General features: G+C 53.7%; 16 protein-coding genes. All 16 read right to left on the bottom strand.

Annotated elements, in window-relative coordinates; all coding sequences use genetic code 11:
- Window positions 1–20: 20 nt before the first annotated feature.
- Window positions 21–383, bottom strand: a complete 363-nt coding sequence (locus CFI03_RS01425) for a diacylglycerol kinase family protein (RefSeq protein WP_201003734.1) — start codon at window positions 381–383, stop codon at window positions 21–23.
- Window positions 383–880 (bottom strand): rRNA maturation RNase YbeY, encoded by a 498-nt coding sequence (gene ybeY / locus CFI03_RS01420; protein WP_248756261.1) that lies wholly within the window; start codon window positions 878–880, stop codon window positions 383–385. The genes CFI03_RS01425 and ybeY overlap by 1 nt, the downstream gene beginning before the upstream one ends.
- Window positions 881–886: 6 nt before the next feature.
- Window positions 887–3,127, bottom strand: a complete 2,241-nt coding sequence (locus tag CFI03_RS01415) for an HD family phosphohydrolase (RefSeq protein WP_201003736.1) — start codon at window positions 3,125–3,127, stop codon at window positions 887–889.
- A gap of 17 nt (window positions 3,128–3,144) precedes the next feature.
- Window positions 3,145–4,125: a PhoH family protein gene (locus CFI03_RS01410; protein ID WP_201003738.1), complete on the bottom strand. Its 981-nt coding sequence runs from the start codon at window positions 4,123–4,125 to the stop codon at window positions 3,145–3,147.
- On the bottom strand, window positions 4,122–5,315 hold the full coding sequence (gene yqfD / locus CFI03_RS01405) for a sporulation protein YqfD (protein WP_248756259.1): 1,194 nt from the start codon (window positions 5,313–5,315) through the stop codon (window positions 4,122–4,124). The genes CFI03_RS01410 and yqfD overlap by 4 nt, the downstream gene beginning before the upstream one ends.
- 2 nt (window positions 5,316–5,317) lie before the next feature.
- Window positions 5,318–5,605 carry a sporulation protein YqfC gene (gene yqfC / locus CFI03_RS01400; RefSeq protein WP_015843829.1) on the bottom strand — a complete coding sequence of 96 codons (288 nt, stop codon included), beginning with the start codon at window positions 5,603–5,605 and terminating at the stop codon, window positions 5,318–5,320.
- 167 nt (window positions 5,606–5,772) lie between these two features.
- The gene (locus CFI03_RS01395) at window positions 5,773–6,264 is read right to left on the bottom strand and encodes a hypothetical protein (RefSeq protein WP_248756257.1); all 492 of its coding nucleotides are present in this window, start codon (window positions 6,262–6,264) and stop codon (window positions 5,773–5,775) included.
- A 35-nt stretch (window positions 6,265–6,299) separates the two neighbouring features.
- Window positions 6,300–7,283 carry a flotillin-like protein FloA gene (gene floA / locus CFI03_RS01390; RefSeq protein ID WP_127496399.1) on the bottom strand — a complete coding sequence of 328 codons (984 nt, stop codon included), beginning with the start codon at window positions 7,281–7,283 and terminating at the stop codon, window positions 6,300–6,302.
- 37 nt (window positions 7,284–7,320) lie between these two features.
- Window positions 7,321–8,697, bottom strand: a complete 1,377-nt coding sequence (locus CFI03_RS01385; RefSeq protein WP_248756256.1) for an NfeD family protein — start codon at window positions 8,695–8,697, stop codon at window positions 7,321–7,323.
- Window positions 8,698–8,819: 122 nt separating this feature from the next.
- The gene (locus CFI03_RS01380; RefSeq protein ID WP_127496401.1) at window positions 8,820–9,263 is read right to left on the bottom strand and encodes a GatB/YqeY domain-containing protein; all 444 of its coding nucleotides are present in this window, start codon (window positions 9,261–9,263) and stop codon (window positions 8,820–8,822) included.
- 15 nt (window positions 9,264–9,278) lie between these two features.
- Entirely contained in the window at window positions 9,279–9,452 is a 174-nt protein-coding gene (gene rpsU, locus CFI03_RS01375; RefSeq protein WP_005547957.1) for a 30S ribosomal protein S21, read from the bottom strand.
- 92 nt (window positions 9,453–9,544) lie between these two features.
- Window positions 9,545–9,898: a histidine triad nucleotide-binding protein gene (locus CFI03_RS01370; protein WP_248756254.1), complete on the bottom strand. Its 354-nt coding sequence runs from the start codon at window positions 9,896–9,898 to the stop codon at window positions 9,545–9,547.
- Window positions 9,899–10,022: 124 nt separating this feature from the next.
- Window positions 10,023–10,430, bottom strand: a complete 408-nt coding sequence (locus tag CFI03_RS01365) for a hypothetical protein (RefSeq protein ID WP_248756252.1) — start codon at window positions 10,428–10,430, stop codon at window positions 10,023–10,025.
- A gap of 50 nt (window positions 10,431–10,480) precedes the next feature.
- Window positions 10,481–11,080, bottom strand: a complete 600-nt coding sequence (locus CFI03_RS01360; protein ID WP_248756251.1) for a hypothetical protein — start codon at window positions 11,078–11,080, stop codon at window positions 10,481–10,483.
- Window positions 11,081–11,179: 99 nt separating this feature from the next.
- Complete coding sequence (gene addA, locus CFI03_RS01355; RefSeq protein ID WP_248756249.1) at window positions 11,180–15,001, bottom strand: helicase-exonuclease AddAB subunit AddA; 3,822 nt, start codon at window positions 14,999–15,001, stop codon at window positions 11,180–11,182.
- Window positions 14,988–18,515, bottom strand: a complete 3,528-nt coding sequence (gene addB, locus CFI03_RS01350) for a helicase-exonuclease AddAB subunit AddB (RefSeq protein WP_248756248.1) — start codon at window positions 18,513–18,515, stop codon at window positions 14,988–14,990. Before addB ends, addA begins: the two co-directional genes overlap by 14 nt.
- Window positions 18,516–18,547 lie beyond the last annotated feature (32 nt).

The raw sequence follows: 18,547 nt of genomic DNA, 5'->3' as shown, positions 1-18,547 counted from the left end.
CTCAACTCCTATTCTTTCTATTAATCCATGAGAAAATGCCATAAGGGCGGCCCAAGAATGAGCAGCCCAATCATAATCGCGCAGCATGCCGCAACCAGCACGGCACCGGCAGCAATATCCTTTGCCGCTTTCGCAAGCGGGTGAATGCCGGGACTAGCCAGGTCAACGGTTTTTTCGATCGCCGTATTCACCATTTCCAGCGTGAACACCACAGATATCGTTAACAGAAGCACCGCCCATTCCAGCCGGGTCAGGGGCAGGAACGCCCCTAACAGACACACGGCAACGGCTGCCGCCGTGTGAATCTTCATATGACGCTGAGACCGGACAGCCAAGACAATTCCTGAACAAGCAAAGGACAGGCTGCGGATAAACTTCAGCATTAACGCGACAGACCTGCCTTCTGCAGAACGGCTTCCTGTTTAGCCGTCATTTCGGCTTCGCCCGCGTCGTCCATATGATCATAACCGAGCAAATGAAGGAATCCATGCACAAAGAGGAAGCCGATCTCCCGCTCCAGGGAGTGGTCGTAATCCTCGCTTTGCTCCTGCGCTTTCTCAACCGAGATCACAATATCGCCAAGCATGCCGGAGATGGGATCAATCTCATCCTCGCTCTCCACCTCGAAAATAATATCGAGCTCTTCCGTTCCGTCATCCTGCATCGCGAAGGACAAAACATCCGTAGGGCGGTCGATGTTGCGGTATTCGCGGTTAAGCTGGTGAATCTGCTCGTTGTCGGTAAAGGTCAACGTCACTTCGCCATCCGTCAGCCCTTCCATTTCGCCGGCAATCTGCAAAAGCTGCTCCAGCCTCTCGACCCATTGATCGGGAATCTCCATTTTATCTTGTTCGTTGCTCCAGTCCAATTGCAAGCTCATGCTTCGTTAACGCTCCTTTGGTTTTACGTCTTCCGGGTATTCAATCCGCGAGTGGAATATGCCAATAACGCTCTCTTTCAAAGAATGGGCGATCTTGTCGAGCTCCTTCATGGTCAGGTCGCACTCATTATATTGATTGTCATCTACGCGGCTTTTAATAATCTTCTGGATCATCGCTTCCACCTGTTCGACCGTAGGGCTTCGCAGGCTGCGGACAGCCGCCTCCACGCAATCGGCAAGACCAACGATTGCCGCTTCCTTCGATTGCGCTTTCGGACCCGGATAACGGTAGTCATCCTCCGTGAAATTCACGGTTAGCCCCTGCTCCTCCGCTTGCTTAAGCGCTTTGAAGTAGAAGAACTTCAAGGAGGTTGTGCCATGATGCTGCTCCGCTATATCCCGTATCGGCTTCGGAATATTCTGCGCCTTCAGCATATCGACGCCGTCGCGGGCGTGGGCGACAATGATCGACTTGCTCAGCTTAGGCTCGATGGTATCGTGCGGGTTTTCCATATTCGTCTGATTCTCGATAAAATAGCTTGGCCGTTTCGTCTTGCCGATATCGTGATAATAAGAACCTACGCGGCAAAGCAGGCCGTCTGCTCCGATAGATTCGGCAGCCGCTTCGGCAAGATTACCTACCATTACGCTGTGATGGTACGTTCCCGGCGTCTCCGTAAGCAGCTTGCGCAGCAGCGGATGATTCGGATTGGACAGCTCTACGAGCTTCAGCGCGGACAATATGCCAAACGTAATTTCAAAGAATGGCATAAGCCCGATAACGAGAATCGCCGTTAATAGTCCGCTTGCGAACGCAAAAGCAAGAGAATACACGAGCGGCCCCTGCTCTAACTGCTCCTTCAGGAACATCAGCGACAATACGGCCAGCGAACCAAACAAGCTGACCATAATGCCCGCCTTAAGGATGGTAGACCGCTGGCTTGCCCGGTGAATCGAGAATATTGCCGCCAGGGAAACGACGATAATAACAAATCCGTATTGGTAGTCGAAAATTTGACCGGTTTGCGTATTTAGTATAATACTTCCGCAAAGCGCGAACAAAACAGAGCTGATCAGCGCCAGATGCACATCCAGCAGCAGCGTAATCAGCATCGTGCCAAGCGCAGCCGGAGCCAAATAACCGGCATAAGGCGCGGAATCGGTCTGCGTAAGGGAGATAACCTGCATCGTAATAATATTGATCAGATAAATGAGCCAGAGCATCAGCAGATGAGTATTGCTGTAGCTTGGCTTGGTCGTGTCGTTGCTTCCGTATTGGTGTATATATGTATACAGGCCAACCACGATCATGACGGACATCAGCAGCAGTCCAAGCTGCGGCCAATAATTGCGCTTGTCCTGCAGAAGCTCGGATTCCTTCAGCAGCTCATACATCTCGGGCGTGATGATCTCGCCCTTTTTCACGATGAGATCGCCTTCTTTGATGACAACCTGCGGCGTGTTCTGCTTCGCGAGAATTTTGGCTTCATCGGTTGCCTGCTGGTCGAGGAACCGGTTCGGCATTATCGTAAATCGTGCCAGCTCCTGCACAATTTCGCGGCTGGTGCGGTTGGTCAGCGAGCTTGCGTTCACCAGCTCCGCAACCTTCGTGCGCGCCGTTTCCGCATCGCGAAGCTGCTCGCTCATCAGCTTGCGCACAACATCCTGCCCGACGGAGCGCATCTCCTCCAGCTGATCCAGTGTCAGATTCGGGAGCTTGTAGAACGTCTCTTCCGGAATCGTATATACCTGCTCCTTGATTACCTTCGACATCTCTTCGAGCAGCGAGTCGTTGTACTTGCCCGTGCCCATATTCATTTTGACGAAATTATCGACAAACGCATCATATTTGCCGGGAATCTCATTCCGGTAAATTTCAACCTTGTTCTGTACCGTCACCTGATCATCCAGATTCAGCTGCTCAATCCGAATAAAAATTTGATCGATCAGCTGTTCGTTGCGCAGAGCAACATTGGAATAGATGGAATCGATCTTATTCGCAGCTTGTTCCTGCGCTTCCAGCGTAGCCTTGCTGTCGAATATCTGATGCGGGGCTGCTATATCCTTGTCGCTAGGGGCATCCACCTGGATATCGTAAGTTTCAGGTACCAGATGGGGAGCCAGACTGAAATAAAACAGCAGCACAAACAAAAATAAGAGCAGGGCTCGCACTGCTGTGCTCTGCTTCCAGCCAGCCGATTTTGTCTGTTGAAGGTTAATTTGTTTTCCGGCCTGAGTCTGATTCATCGAGCGGACATTCCTCTCTATGCTTTGTTTTCAGCGTCCCAGTTGTATGCCACGATTATTTTCTGAACCAAGGAATGGCGAACGACGTCCTGCTCGGAAAAATGAATAAAACCAATTTCCTCAATATCTCTCAAAATGCGCTGCGCTTCAATAAGCCCGGAGTTTTTGCCCCGCGGCAAATCAATCTGCGTCACGTCGCCCGTAATCACCATTTTCGAGCCAAAGCCGAGCCTTGTCAGGAACATTTTCATTTGCTCCGGGGTCGTGTTTTGCGCTTCGTCCAAAATAATAAACGAATCATCGAGCGTGCGTCCGCGCATGTAAGCCAGCGGAGCGATCTCGATGGTTCCGCGCTCAAACGCCTTTGTCGTCTGATCAGGACCCAATACGTCATGCAGAGCGTCATAGAGCGGGCGCAAATAAGGATCTACCTTTTCTTGCAGGTCGCCTGGCAGGAAGCCCAGATTTTCGCCGGCTTCAACCGCAGGACGGGTCAACATTATTTTTTTAACAGAGCCTTCCTTAAGCGCCGCTACGGCGAGAACAACCGCAAGATAGGTTTTGCCGGTACCGGCAGGGCCAATCCCAAACACGATGTCCTGCTTCTTGATTGTCTTCACGTAGTGCCGCTGTCCGATCGTCTTCACGCGAATCGGCTTGCCTCTGTAAGTCGTCGTAATTTCAGCTTTAAGCAAATCGAGCAATTCTTCCGCTTGCATGCTGCGCGCAAGATCAAGCGCATAAGTAATGTCTCTCTCGGACGGAGTGTATCCGCCGCGGACAAGCTGTAGCAGCACGTTATACAACTGCTCTAGCGATTCCACCTCTTGTGCCGGGCCGGAAATCACAATCTCCGCGTCTCGGGATGACAGAGTCGCCTCCATCTGCTGCTGCACAAGCTTTAGATACTTATCTTGGGGACCAAATACGGCCAAGCCCTCTACTGCATTTTGGAGCGGAATTTTGACTACTTTTGCTTCACTCTGCAACAACCTCATTCTCCTTGCATCTGGACTAGTGGCATCTCTTCTACGATTGATTGCTCCACTTCAAAAAGAACTTTCATATAAACTTTACCATTGTCCGTCTTTTCATGCAAAACAATTTCCTTTAATATAACCGCATCATTGCCTGCTTTCAGCATGACATCGGCCTTCGCCTGGAGCATTCCGTTGTTTTTCGCTTCCTCTTCGGTAAGCTCCCTCTCGTCGGTGCGGACCTCCATAATCGTTTTCTTAAGCCGTCCGAACGGCAGCTTCAAACCGCGCCATGTCGCCTGTTCCTCCACCACAACGTTTTCGGACGTATCAAACGGATTTTTCCCGTACCCGCTCACTTGCAGCGCACGGCTTCCTATTACCGCGTACCATTTCGTTTTCTTCTCGCCCGTGTATACTTTGACCTCCTGCGTAAGAGGAGAAGCCACGTTAAATTCATACCATACGAGGCCGCGCACCTTGCCTTTCGCCACAACCGACTGCGTATACGCACCGCCTCCTATCGTTCCCGAAATTAAGGTCTGGCCCTTCTTGACTTTCATGTTTTTCTTGACGACGGGGCGTCCCTTCTCTGTATAGATTTCCGTTATTACCGCGTCGTTCGAAGCAACCAAATGCCGCGGATTCTGAAGCTCGGCCTTTTCCGCTTCCGTGGATTCCACGACCTGAATAACGATCCTTGTCCCTTTTTTCTCTACGCCAACCCAGGTTGTTCCCGGAAGATCGGTTACCAATTCCTTGGATAACAGGTCTTTATCCTTAAGCTTGAACGACCATTGCATCGGAAAGATTCCTTCCTTCTTGGCGGCGGTCAGAATCTGTTCCTCGGTCAGCTTGACATTTCCTTTCACTTCAATGGACCACACAAGGGAAGACAGCAAATAGATGCCCACAAAAAACAGGCCGATCCCGATCGCGAAAAACTTTCTTTTCTCAAAGCGGACCAGCCAGAAGGGCATCCCTTCCCGCTTGACGACATGCGCCCTGCAGCCTGTCTCTTTCAGAAACGGGCGAAGAAGGAAAAAATCGCCTACCGACAGCTCGAATTCCAGCTTCCCACCGCTTGTCCAACGAATGGAAGACAGCTCGAGCCCCCCTTCGAGAGCCCTGTTCACAAGCCGTTCAGGTTGTCCGCCCCTGATATTTACCGTAACGACACCGCGTACCCACTGCAGCCATTGACCCGCCATGCTTATCCCTCCTGATCCCTAACTTCGATACTTTTAATTTGACCCTCTATGAATACCTCTTCCGTCCAGATCGTACGTATGACAAGCGAGGTTCCCGTTACTTCCAGCTCGCCTTTGCTTAAGGCAAGTCTCAGCTTATCGCTGGAGAAATGAAGCACGCCGCGGTGATTCTCGATATAAAGCTGCCGGTCGCCGATCATCGTCATGCGGGGCAGATCATAGACCACATCCTGCGGCAAATCCAATATATCGGCAGTCCATTTTCGAAATTTACGGTTTATACGGCCCATAGCTGATCCATTGTCCCCCTCCGCCGCGCGAGTGCACATTATTGTACTGTACCAAAATATGCGACGTTGGAACGATTTATGAGATATCTGGAGGAACGTTCCGATAAAAAAACAGCCGGGCAGCGATGCATGATCGCATCGTTACCCGGCTGTTACGGTTTTTAGTTCTATTTGCCGAATGGGCGCTTGGAACGCGGAGGACCTAAAATTTCGGCCCATACGACCGCTTTGCGCAGCTCGTCGGCTTTGGGATTCAGCGTTTCGGTATGGCTAGTTGCAGCTGGAGCCGCTGTCGCCTGAGGCTTGTTAGCCGCTGCAAGCCGCGCTCGAGGCGGTTCCGCCGGCCGGCTTGGTGCCGCCTGAATCGCCCGCTCCAGCGTTTGCGGCCTGTTGACTTCCCCAGAGCTTCCCCTTTCTCCTTGAAGGGGGGAGCCAGCCATTACGGGCTTCTGAGGCTGATATTCCTCTTCATCCTCTTCTTCCCATACCGGATCTTGACGACGTTCCGGCCTATGCGGCTCGCGCTCGTTGCTTCCTCCAAAGCTCGGCATCCGGTTCGTACGCTTCTTGGCGCCCGAACGCCCGAACATCGAGAAGAGCACCCCGCCCACCACGATCACCCAATAGATGTTCTCGAGAAGAAAACTTATAATTTTCACGCCAGCACCTCCTTGCTAGACACGGCTTAAGCGCCTTAGTTGTCTTTATCGTTAGGAGTGTCCGGCTTGCCAATCGTATTTCTCATTTGGGTATCTGCTTCGATATTCTTAAGGTTCATGTAATCCATTACGCCGATTTTACCGGATTTCAATGCGTCCGCCATCGCGAGCGGCACTTGGGATTCGGATTCCACGACCTTCGCGCGCATCTCTACGACGCGGGCCTTCATCTCTTGTTCCTGCGCTACGGCCATCGCGCGGCGCTCTTCGGCTTTCGCCTGCGCAATCCGCTTGTCTGCTTCAGCCTGCTCGGTTTGCAGATGCGCGCCGATGTTTTTGCCTACGTCTACGTCCGCGATATCGATGGACAGGATTTCGAAGGCCGTACCTGCGTCAAGACCTTTGCCAAGAACGGTACGGGAGATCATGTCCGGGTTTTCGAGTACGTCTTTATGCGAATTGGAAGAACCAACCGTCGTAACGATACCTTCGCCGACGCGGGCGATTATCGTCTCTTCGCCGGCACCGCCGACGAGGCGTTCGATATTAGCGCGTACCGTCACGCGGGCTTTAACCTTCACTTCGATGCCGTCTTTTGCTACCGCGGCTACGATAGGCGTCTCAATTACGCGCGGATTTACGCTCATTTGCACGGCTTGCAGTACATCGCGGCCCGCGAGGTCAATGGCTGCGGCGCGCTCGAAGACAAGCGGAATGTTCGCGCGCTGCGCTGCAATCAAGGCGTTAACGACACGGTCAACATTACCGCCGGCGAGGAAGTGACTCTCCAGTTGATTAATCGTAAGCCCTAGTCCGGCCTTTGTCGCCTTAATCAACGGGTTCACGATCCGGCTAGGCGTTACGCGGCGAAGGCGCATCGCAACAAGCGTAATAATGCCGATCCGTACGCCCGATGCCAGAGCGGAAATCCACAGCATAATCGGGAAGAAGCTGAGGAATACCGATAGGGCAATAATCGCAACCACTACAATAATTAAAACAGATACCATTCCGTCCATTGGGTATAACCCTCCATGTCATTTTTTTCTTATTATCCTACAGGACCTCTCTTACGACAACCCAAGTCCCTTCGGTTTTTATTACTTTTACCGTCTTGCCTGAAGCGATAAATTCGCCGGAAGTCACAACGTCAATCCGGTTATCCCCAATCTGGATCGTGCCTGCCGGGCGGAGCGGCGTTATCGCAATCCCCTCTTGGCCTAGCAGGTCCTCCTTGGTTTCGGCGGATAAATAACCTTGCTCGGTCGTCAGCTTCTCGCGCAAAATAAATTTGTTCCAGATCCCCCGGTCTTTGTATTTGCGGACTACAAAGTACAGGATTACGGCCGCTGCCACCAAAGCGATAACGAGCGAAATAAATGCCGTCATCGGATTTGAAGCCGCTGTCAACACGCCGGCGATCAGCGAGGCGCTGCCGAGAATGCCGAGAATTCCCCAGCTAGGCACAAAGACCTCGATCAACAACAGAGCAATGCCGACAATGAAGAGCACAACGGACTCCATCCCCGCAAACCCCGCAATGTAATGGCCGAAGAAATACAGGCCGAACGAAAGTATACCTACAATGCCCGGAACTCCAAAGCCCGGCACGAACAGCTCGATCGCAATACCGGCAATGCCCAAGATAAATAACACGGTCATAACGATCGGATTTACCAGCCAGGAAGCAAGCTTCTCCGCAATCGAAGGATTAAGTTCGATTCGCTCCCGGTTTTCAAGCCCCAGCCATTTGATCGCGTCATCCACGGACTCCGCTTTGTATTCGGCATAGCCGACTTTAAGCGCTTCATCGGCCGTCAAGGTCAGAATCTGGCCGGACTGCTTCACCTGTTTCAGATCCGGAAGGGGTAATGTGGCGCCTGGATCCACCATCGCGGCGGCAATATCCGGGTCACGTCCGTTTAGCTCAGCCGCCTCCCTCATCGTCTTCACCCAGAAGGAAACGACCTTCGGGTTCTCGATAAGATCGCCGGAGCCGTTAACGACTGCCGCTGCGCCAATCGTGCTCCCGGGTTCCATTACAATGTTTTGCGCATTAAGAGCAATATAAGTCCCTGCCGAAACCGCTTTACCTTCTACGTAAGCAGTGGTAGGAACGCTGCTTTTGCGGATTAGCTCGCCAATCTCCTCGGCGCTGGTTACTTCTCCGCCAAACGTATTGATCACCAGAATGACTCTCTCCGCTTTTGCTTCGGCCGCTTCCTTGTATGCCCGCTCCAAAAACGATTTAAGTCCGGACTCCACCGTTTGCTTCACCGGCACAACGTACACCGCGGGACCAAGCTCTGACCCTTCCGCTCCATGCGCGGCTTTACCGCCGGTTGCCAGCCCTCCTGCCGTAACCAGCAGCATCGAAACAAGCATCAGAAGAGGCCAAATGACAGCTGCAATGCGCCATCGTTTCGTTTGCAAAGTGTCGCTCCTCCTTTTCAATCAGTAACCGTTAATACGCTTATATGAACATTATGTTTCAAAATTGTCATAAATAAAGCAAAAACACCCCTCGAAAGGGGTGTTTTCGTCCGAACATATAGTTATTGCAGAAATTGTTGTACATATTGATTTACTAGTTTACCATCAGCGCGCCCTTTTGTTTTTGGCAAAAGCGCACCCATGACTTTTCCCATCTCGGCTTTGGAAGAAGCACCGAGTTCCTGGATGGTCTGCGTTACAATCGCTTTTATCTCTTCTTCGGTCAGCTGTACGGGAAGGTATTGACTAATAATTTCAATTTCTGCTGAAAGATCTGTAACCAGATCATCTCGGCCGGCTTTGCTAAATTCTTGGAGGGAATCTTTACGTTGTTTGATTTCACGACTAAGTATATCTACCACTTCAGCATCCTCGAGAGGACGCTTCAAATCAATTTCCAAATTTTTTATAGCCGCACGAATCATGCGAATCGTAGTCAGCTTGAACTTGTCCTGATTCTTCATGGCTTGCTTCATATCGTCGTTCAATCTATCGCTCAGGTTCATTATGGAAGGATCCTCCTAAAACTTTCTCTTACGCGCAGCCTCGGACTTCTTCTTGCGCTTTACACTTGGCTTTTCATAATGCTTGCGTTTTTTCACCTCTGCCAAAACACCATCTTTAGCGATGGAACGTTTAAAGCGGCGAAGCGCAGCATCAATAGTTTCGTTTTTGCGAACTTTAGTTTCAGACACCAGTTTTCCCTCCCTCCGAAACAGACCGTCCAGAGCATTAAACATAAACACGGTTTATCACACTTCATTATAAGACAAAACAAAATGAAGTGTCAACTTACACTATTTCCTACTAGTGCACCTAGCTTCTCCCCGCCCAATAAATGGATATGGAGATGATAAACAACCTGTCCGCCGTCGCTGTTCACATTATTAATCAGCCGGTAACCCGACTCGGCAATTCCTTGCTGCTTCGCGATTTCCCGAGCAGCCGCAAACAATTCCGCAATGACCGGTCCATCCTCTTCGGCAACATCGTTCATCGTAGGAATATGCTTTTTGGGAATAATCAATATATGTACAGGAGCCGCGGGCTGAATATCTTTAAACGCTATGACGTTCTCGGATTCAAACACTTTCGTCGAAGGAACGGAGCCTTCGATAATTTTGCAAAAAATACAGTCCAAATATGCCCCTCCCTTCATTCCATACTATGCCAATAATTATAACAAACAAATGGCATGCTCGTCCAATCGGAGGATGTCGGCCGGAACGCAAACGCGCTCCTGAGCCGGATATAGCCTTTTGCTCTTAGTAAAATGGCAATAACGACAATGCGAGGAGCCCGGCCAGCGGCAATACCTGGCGGTAGAAGCGTCCTCTCGGGTAGTAGGGGTAAGGATATAGACCGGGGTACGGCAAAAATGCTCTGCTGTCCCAGCCCATGGACCCGCTGCACGGGACTGCCAGACATAAATACTGGTCATCCACGTATTCAACGATGCCGTCGATACACCATCCGTCATGCGTCTGCGCGAGCACATAGCGGTGGGTATGCGCGGAGCAGTGATCCTTCAGCGATTGGGTCTGCGGCGCCGTTACCGACGCCTGCACGGCCGGTGCCTGATTCTCTGCCTTTGCTGGAGCAATCGTAGCCGGCTTGGACGCAGCCGGCTTCACATCTGTCAATTTCCCTTTTTCCTTCTTGCTTTTCTCCATCCTTGTCAGCCTCCCGTCTGCTACTATCGTATGCAGAACTGGGCTTTTGGCTACTGGGCGGACAATTTCATGCTAGATTGCTCTTCGATAGATTGCTCCAGCTGCTTGGCAATATCGAGCCATCCGATTCCCGCCCCAATCTGAATCGCTCCGCTGCGCGTTTTGTCCGCGTCGACGTTAAACTGCTTGACGATCGCCAGCTGCTTCGAATAGACGTCCTGCAATGCTTTCAAGTACGCGGATTCCTGCGTTGTAAGCGGTCCGTCCTGCTCTTTTATGTACGATAGGGAATGATCAACGTCAATCATATAAGCATAGATTTTGCCGGAATCAAAGGGATGATCCTCATCAAAGCTGCCCGCTAGCTGCAAGAAATCATTCACGCCGGCCGCATCGCGGATCACGGTGCTCGCCTCTGACGTTTTCCCTTCCAGAATAGCAGCCGCATCATCAAGCACAGCCTCATAATAAGAGGTTGCTTTCTTAGCGGCTTCGATTATATCCAACCCTTTCTCGTACTTGTCATCCTGGTCGCCCTGCAGCGATTGCGAGTATAGAAACACGTTGCCCGTAAGGCTGAATACAAGCAGCAATAAAGTAATCGGCATTGCGTAAGACCGTTTCTTTGATTGTTCCTTATCCTGTTCCATCTCTTGTTCATCCTTCCAAGTCGTTAACAGAAGTCATTATTCCGCGGAAGGACAGGATTGCTGCCCTCCCGCAGAAAAGAATGCGATAGCCTAACGTCTTTATAACTTTACTGCCTGGCCGCCATCAAAAAAGAATACATGGCTTTCCGCAATCGGCTGGCCGATAACTGACTGGATAGCTTCCGCATACAGCTCCAATTGGAATCTGTGGCGCTCCGCCGCCTGCTCCCACTGCTTCATATAGATCCGGTCGGTTTTATAATCAAGCAGGACAATGCCGTTCTCGTCTTCGAAGAGACAGTCAATAACGCCCTGAATCAGAACCGGTTCGCCGGCCATATCGGATGCAAGTCCAGGATACACGCGCTGCGCCGGGAACATGCAGCTGAACGGGACCTCTCTCCGTACCCATTTGGCAAGAACAAGCCGCTTGCCGATCTCCGTGTCGAAAAAGGCTGCCACGGCCGGAAGATCAATCGACTCTGCTTGCCTTGCGGTCAGCAGCTTGCGCGATACCATATCGCTCAGAATCGACTCCAGCCGGGCCACGTCCACGTCGCCCGTTAGCGGCAAATGCTGCATCAGAAGATGGCTTACCGTTCCCTTCTCGGCAGCCGTAAGCGCGGCCTCTTCCATGAACCGCGGCCTTCTTAACCGGAAGGTATAACTGCCTCCGCTGCCGCTCTTCCTGCCTTCTTCTTGCTGGCTCTCGGAAAAGACATCGGCCGGGTATAAAGCTGCGCTGTCATCCGGCATTTCCACCGCTTCCGAATGCAGCCGTTTCATCTCCGTAACCGACGTTTTGGCTGCCACAAGGGTAGATGCGCGATAGCCGTAACGCCACTCCAGCCGATTGCGAAGCTCTTCATCCCGCTCCACCTGATCAAGCTGGGCTAAAGACAATACCCCTTGCAGGCGGTCCTCCCTCGCCTGATCCTCTTCCGTACGCTCCTCGACGCCAATCGCCGCTTCAAGCCCCAGCATAGCGGCATCTACCACGCCCGCGCGCCATTGCAGCAGCCTTGAATCCTCCTGTCCCGGCACCGTCTCATCCGGCAGCTGATTAAAGGCCGCGGCTGCGAGCGGACCCAGCCAGTCCAGAAACGTAGACGCCGAGCTTAACCGGAAATCCGGAATATATCCCTTGGCATCCGCGGCGGTTTGCCAGCGGCGCTGTTTGGCCGCGGCATCGGACACGGTGCCGACCAGGAACATTTTCTCCTTTGGACGGGTTAAGGCAACGTATAGAATGCGCATTTCCTCGGCAAGCATTTCCATCCGCATACGCCGCCTGATCGAGAGGAACGGCAGAGTCGGATAGCTGACGCGTTTCTCCGGGTCGATAAATTTGGGACCGAACCCAAGCTGCTTATGCTTCAGAAATGCGCTGCGCAAATCCTGCTGATTGAAGTTCTTGCCTAAGCCTGCCACAAATACGACGGGAAATTCAAGTCCTTTACTCTTATGAATGGACATAATGCGCACGACGTTTTCCTGTTCGCCAAGCGCCCTGGCCGTACCCAGATCACCGCCGCTGTCCCGCATCCGCTCAACGAAGCGCAGGAAGCGGAACAAGCCCCGGAAGGAGGTGGCCTCATACTGGCGGGCACGGTCATGAAGCGCTCTAAGATTCGCTTGACGCTGCACGCCTCCGGGAAGACCCCCCGCAAAATCGTAATAGCCGGTCTCCCTGTAAATGCTCCAGATCAAATCCGCAAGCGAGCCTTGTCTGGCATCATTCCGCCATCTGTCTAGCCGGTCAAGAAACAGCGACAGCTTGCGTCTCAGCTCATCGGGCAAAAGAAGATCGCCCGCTGCCTGCAGCACCGCGTCATAGTAGGTATCGTGCATCGCTCCGATCCGGATAAGAGCCAGCTCTTCGGCATTCAAGCCAAAAATCGGCGATCGGAGAGTGCCCGCGAGCGGGATATCCTGATACGGATTGTCAATGACCCGCAGCAAGGAAAGGATCGTCTCTACTTCCGTCGCGTCGAAATACCCGCTGCTCAGCTCCGCGTAGGCGGGAATACCCGCACCTTGAAGCTCCTCGATAATGACGGGAGACCAAGCCTGCGTAGCCCGCAGCAAAATGACAATGTCGCGCCATTCCATCGGGCGGCTTTCCCGCTTCTTGCCGTCATATACCCGGAAGCCCCCGTCAAGCAGGGAACGGATCTGGCGGGCAATAAGCCTTGCCTCCAGCTGCGCCGTCTGCAGCTCCTCCGCCGATTCGGCTCCTTGCTCGGATTCTTCTTCGGAATCCGCGGCAGAAGCCGCCCCATCCTCCTCGTCCGAAGAGCCCGCTTTGTCGATAACCGCAAGCTCGACGGCAAATCGTCCTGGCCTGTCAGGCTCAGGATAGGAAGCTCCGCATACCAGCTCGGCACGCTTGTCGTAATCCATCTCCGCGACCGTTTCTCTCATGATGGCGCGGAACACGTCATTTACTCCGTCAACGACTTCAAGCCGGCTCCGGAAGTTGCGGGCCAGATCGATGCGAAGACCGTCACCCCCGGGCGCGCCGTAATTTTTGTATTTGCTCATGAACAAATTCGGCTCCGCCAGACGGAACCGGTAAATGCTCTGCTTCACATCGCCTACCATAAACCGGTTGCCGGCATGCGGATTGGCAATCAGAGACACGATGGCTTCCTGCACCATGTTGGTATCCTGATATTCGTCAAGCAGAATTTCATCGAACTGGCGCTGGTACTCCATAGCCGCAGACGACGGAGTCGTAAGCTCGGGCGTTGATTCCGGCGATCTCAGTATCCTTAAGCAATAATGCTCCAGGTCGCCAAAATCGAGCAGACCCTTAGCCCGCTTCGCGGCTTCGTAACGCTGGCCGAATTCGATGACAAGCTCGGACAGCGCAGCCATGAGCGGGGCAAGCTCCCGCAGCTCCCAAGCGAACTCCTCCGCCGAACGTCCAAACAATTCGTCCGCAAGCGAGCTAATCAGCTTCTTGGCCTGATCGCGAAGCTCCTTAGCCTGCTCCTGCATGCTTTTATCGTAATCATCGCCGCGCATAGCCTTCAGCTTGCCGAACTGCACGGCTTGGAACGATTCGAACCACTTCTCCCAAGGATGCATGCGAACGGTTTCGGCTAGGCTGCCCACAACCGCGAGATCCTCTTCAAAAGTTGCCGCGTAAGGTGCCGGGCCAGTCGGCTCCCTCGTCAACCGCATTGCCTGGTCAAGAAGGGACGCCGCACCCGACAGCGCCTGTTCCACGTCAGTCCTCAAGCTTGCCACCCAAGGACTGCTCCTGAGCCCTTCCACGTTCTCAACCATAAAGCTGGCCGCGGTCTGGCGGAGCCAATGCTCCGGCCAAGGATGGCTCTGCGCAAAGTCATAGAGCTGTTGAACCAGCTTATACAACGGCTCGTCGCCGCGCTCGCCGCCGTAGCGGTCGGCCAGGCGCAGGAATGCCCCGCTGTCGCCGGCTGATCCTTCATATTTTTCTTCGAAGAGCTGATCCAGCACGTCGATGCGCATCAGTTCGCTTTCTGTTTCATTCGCGATCCGGAAACCCGGGTCGAGCCCGATTAACGGATAATACCTCCGTATAACGTCGAGACAGAAGGAGTGAAGCGTCGTAATCGACGCCCGGTTCATAAGCGCAAGCTGTCTGCGCAAATGCTCGGATTCCGGCTGACGTTCGAGCTCTTTCTCCAGCGCAATCCGGATCCGGTCCTTCATTTCGGCAGCCGCCGCTTTCGTGAAGGTTGCGACCAGCAGCCGATCGACATCGGAGAACGAGGAGATTTTCCGAATAATCCGTTCTACCAGTACCGCCGTTTTTCCCGAGCCTGCTGCCGCGGCAACGAGAACATCCGAGCCTTCCGTCACAATCGCGCGCCACTGGTCATCGGTCCATGTGCTGTTCTCCGGCTTAGCCGGCAAATTAATCGTTTCCATCCGCTGTCTCCTCCTCTCCATGCAGCTTCTGCCAAATTTCATTTTCCGAAAGCTTGCTCAGCTTCATGTATTCATTGCCGTCGAATAACGGGTCGAATTGGCATACCGGCTTGTAATCGCAGTATTGGCAAGGCGACTTCGTTCCGAGACGGTAAGGCTCGATCGACACCTTTCCGCAGCCGATTTCCGTGCCTATTTTTCCGATGGTCCGCCGGACGGAGCTGCGCAGCACATCCCACTGATCGTCCGTCACAACCGAAGAACTGCTGTAAAAGCTTCCGTCGCGCTTCAAGGCAACGGGAAGAATCTCCGAGTAGCCGGATTCCAGATCGCCGTCCATCAGCCGGGCCGTTTCCGCTTCGGCCGTAATGAGTCCCCGAGTTTTGAACTTTTTCAGCATTCTTGCGTTTACCTCGGCCACGGATAGCCCGTTGGATACCGCAAGCATCGGATTATGAACGTGGAAATAAAGCACGCCCGCGGGCGATGCCGGCTTTCCGAGCCATTCGGAAGCATGCGTAACAAGCACGTCCAGGTACGTGAGCATCTGCAGAGATAGTCCAAACGCCACTTCCTCCAGCTTAAGCTGCGTTGCGCTCGATTTGTAATCCAAGACGCGCAGCAGCAAGCCCTCCTCGGTCTCAGCCGCGTCTACGCGGTCAATCCGTCCGATAATTTCCATCGTGCCCCCGTTATCCAGCGGTATGACAAGGGCAGGCAGCGTGCCGTCCGGTCCAAAATCAACCTCGAGCCCAACCGGCTGGAACTGAGCCCTGCGGGAATGCTCGCTTAAAATAACCGCCGCCTGGGCAACGATTTCCTTCAGCTTGCGGGCAATGTATTGGAACCGGCCGCTGCTGAGCAGGATTTGCGACTGCAGCCTTGGCGCCAGCTCGTCAACGGTCTTTGCCGCCGCTTCGCGGATTTGCCCTTCCGGCATCGAGCCCCAGCGCTGTCCGACGCTTCCGGCCAGACGGCTGAGCGCCGCATGGAACAGCTGCCCGACATCCGGCGCTTCAAGGCGGTACATCTGGCGTTCGCGAAGCCTTAAGCCGTGAATGGCAAAATGCTGGAACGGACAGGACACGAATCTCTCCATCCGCGACACGCTGGCCTTCAGCTTTGTCCCGTAGAGCTGCTCCGCCGTCGTTGTCGTAAGCACCGTCTCCTGATTGGAGAAGCTTAATGACGCGTTCATGAGCTGCAGCTTGTCCTGCCACTCCGGCCGGATCGCAAACCAGTTATAGACATCCCACCAGAACGGCGCAATCTCGGAGCCTTGCCGCCAGGCACGAAGCTCCGTGATCAAATAAGCAAGCGTCCGCTGAGGATGCTCGATATAAGAGCGCTGTTCGCCCGTCTCCATTCCCGGAGTCGGCTCGCCCGACTTCTGATAAACCGGAATGCCTGGGAACAGCTGCTTCACCTGCCGGATGACTTCCGAAGGCAGCAGCGTTTTCCCTTCCTCGTCCGCCTGCGCCCAGCTGATCCACAGATGCTGGCTGGCCGTTGTCAAGGCGTTATAGATCAGGAAACGTTCGTCGAGAAGCCTGCGTCTTACGCCCGGCGCCATAACCAGTCCTTCTTCGGCAAGGCGTTCCCGCTCCTGCTCGGTCAGCACGCCGTCTTCTTGAATGCGCATCGGCATGACGCCGTCGTTAGCGCCTAGCACGTAACAGATCTTTACATCCCCGGAACGCGTCCGGTCCATGCTGCCGACCAGTGCCTGATCAAGTGCGGGCGGCACCGCCGCAAGCTTCAAGTTTTCGAGCCCCGTCTCCACCATGCCGGCGAACAGCTCCGGAGGCATATCCTCGTCCCCGACCATTTCCACCAGCTGATCCAGCAGCTGCATGACGCCATCCCATAGCTGGCGGTGTGATCTGGCGCGCTGCGTACGACCGGACGCGCTGTCCTCGCGGCTCCAGCGTTCAAGGCGGTCGGCGGCATCCGCATGATCCAGCAGCTTGTACAACGCTTCGCACATCTCTTTGACGCTGGAGGCTTTCTTCAAGGACTGCTCGAACCGGCGAAGCGGAGGGACAATCGCCTCTCTCGCCGCCATTACGGCCTGAAATTCCCGTTTGGCTTTTGCAGACGGCTCGGATACCGTTTCCGGCTCATCCTCGAGAGACTGCTGCATAAGCGGCTTCCACCTGGAGCGGTCAAGCCACTTCCATCCGTCGACTCCGGCTGCCAGCACATAGTTTTCCAGGCGGTCAAACAGCTCGCGAGACATGCTGCCGTCAATCGGGAACAGCAGCTCCGTCTTGATGCATCGGAATACCGCCTCGTAATGCCAGCCGTGGAGCACCGTCTCCAGCGCGGAACGGATAAATTCAACCAGCGGATGATGGACCGTGTTATTCTTTTGGTCAAGGAAATAAGGAATTTCGTAATCATCGAATATCGTTTGAATATAGTCCGTATATTCAGCCGCGTTCCGTACCATAACCGCCATGTCGCGCCAGCGCAGCCCCTCTTCGCGTGCCCGGCGAACCATATCGCGCGCCGCTGCTTCGACCTCGGCTCTTCTGTTCGCGGAGGCATGAAGGGATACCCCGCAGGCGGAATTGTCTACTGCCAGCATCTTCTTATCCGGTATAAGCATTGGGGCTCTTCCGCCGTAATGCTTCTCTAAATGGGCAAGCATCGAACTCCCAGTAAAGCGGTATGGAACTCCCTCATCCAGCACGACGGTTTCATGCACGGGCACGCCGGCTTGAGCCGCCAATGCAGCCAGCTTTCCGTACGTTTCAGCCGTAGGGTGGAAAAGTTCAAGCTCATGCGGCATTTCGCCGTTATCGTAAGGACGGTCAAGCGTAAGCGCAACGGTCACTTCCGCGGAAGAAGCGATCAGCGTGCCAAGCGCATCGTATTCCTTCGGCGTAAAACCATGGAAGCCGTCAATCCACAGATGGGCACCCTGCATCGCCGGCGCGTCGGCATAGCCTGCAATCAGCTGCGTCAAATAATCTTCCGAATCGATATAAAGGCCAAGCAATTCCTGCTCCAGCTTGTCATACACAAGACGAAGATCATGCAGCTTCCGGTTGAGAAGCGACGCGTCTTCCACCGATGCCGTTTTTTTCTTCAGCAGATCGGCGTCAATCCCGTAACGCTTCCACTCGGTCAACAGCTCGCCCAGCCGTTCAATGAAACCGGGCTGCTCCGCCCCGCTTTGGAAAAGCTCAAGCTGCTTGCCTAGCCGGTGTATAATCTTGAAAAGCATCATATGCTTGCCGTTATCGCTGATCGGAATTAAGGCGGTGCCGCCCGTCTCCTGCATGACGCGAAAGGCCAGACGGCGGAAGCTTAGCGCCTGGGCGCGAATCGTTCCGCTTAGCGTCGTATTTTTCAAAAGCGCGTACTCCGTCTGGAAAGTAGCCTGTTCCGGGACCAGCATAACAAGCGGCGCTCCATCCGGCTCGCCTTGCAGCTTGGCGCGGATTGCGTCCAGACAATACGTTGTTTTCCCCGTTCCCGAGCGGCCAAGCACAAATCGAAGCCCCATCCTAACTCTTCCCCTCCGAAACTATCTCATAA

Origin of the sequence: Paenibacillus sp. ATY16, from assembly GCF_003399985.2 — a bacterium.
GTDB classification, from domain to species: Bacteria; Bacillota; Bacilli; order Paenibacillales; family Paenibacillaceae; genus Pristimantibacillus; species Pristimantibacillus glycanilyticus.
The sequence above is the reverse complement of the archived record's forward strand: the minus strand, read 5'-3'. Positions and strand labels throughout refer to the sequence as shown.

Coding starts and splice junctions, on each gene's coding strand:
- CFI03_RS01425 (WP_201003734.1), bottom strand. CDS start 383: ATGCTGAAGTTTATCCGCAGCCTGTCCTTTGCTTGTTCAGGAATTGTC.
- ybeY (WP_248756261.1), bottom strand. CDS start 880: ATGAGCTTGCAATTGGACTGGAGCAACGAACAAGATAAAATGGAGATT.
- CFI03_RS01415 (WP_201003736.1), bottom strand. CDS start 3,127: ATGAATCAGACTCAGGCCGGAAAACAAATTAACCTTCAACAGACAAAA.
- CFI03_RS01410 (WP_201003738.1), bottom strand. CDS start 4,125: ATGAGGTTGTTGCAGAGTGAAGCAAAAGTAGTCAAAATTCCGCTCCAA.
- yqfD (WP_248756259.1), bottom strand. CDS start 5,315: ATGGCGGGTCAATGGCTGCAGTGGGTACGCGGTGTCGTTACGGTAAAT.
- yqfC (WP_015843829.1), bottom strand. CDS start 5,605: ATGGGCCGTATAAACCGTAAATTTCGAAAATGGACTGCCGATATATTG.
- floA (WP_127496399.1), bottom strand. CDS start 7,283: ATGGACGGAATGGTATCTGTTTTAATTATTGTAGTGGTTGCGATTATT.
- CFI03_RS01380 (WP_127496401.1), bottom strand. CDS start 9,263: ATGAACCTGAGCGATAGATTGAACGACGATATGAAGCAAGCCATGAAG.
- CFI03_RS01365 (WP_248756252.1), bottom strand. CDS start 10,430: ATGGAGAAAAGCAAGAAGGAAAAAGGGAAATTGACAGATGTGAAGCCG.
- CFI03_RS01360 (WP_248756251.1), bottom strand. CDS start 11,080: ATGGAACAGGATAAGGAACAATCAAAGAAACGGTCTTACGCAATGCCG.
- addA (WP_248756249.1), bottom strand. CDS start 15,001: ATGGAAACGATTAATTTGCCGGCTAAGCCGGAGAACAGCACATGGACC.
- addB (WP_248756248.1), bottom strand. CDS start 18,515: ATGGGGCTTCGATTTGTGCTTGGCCGCTCGGGAACGGGGAAAACAACG.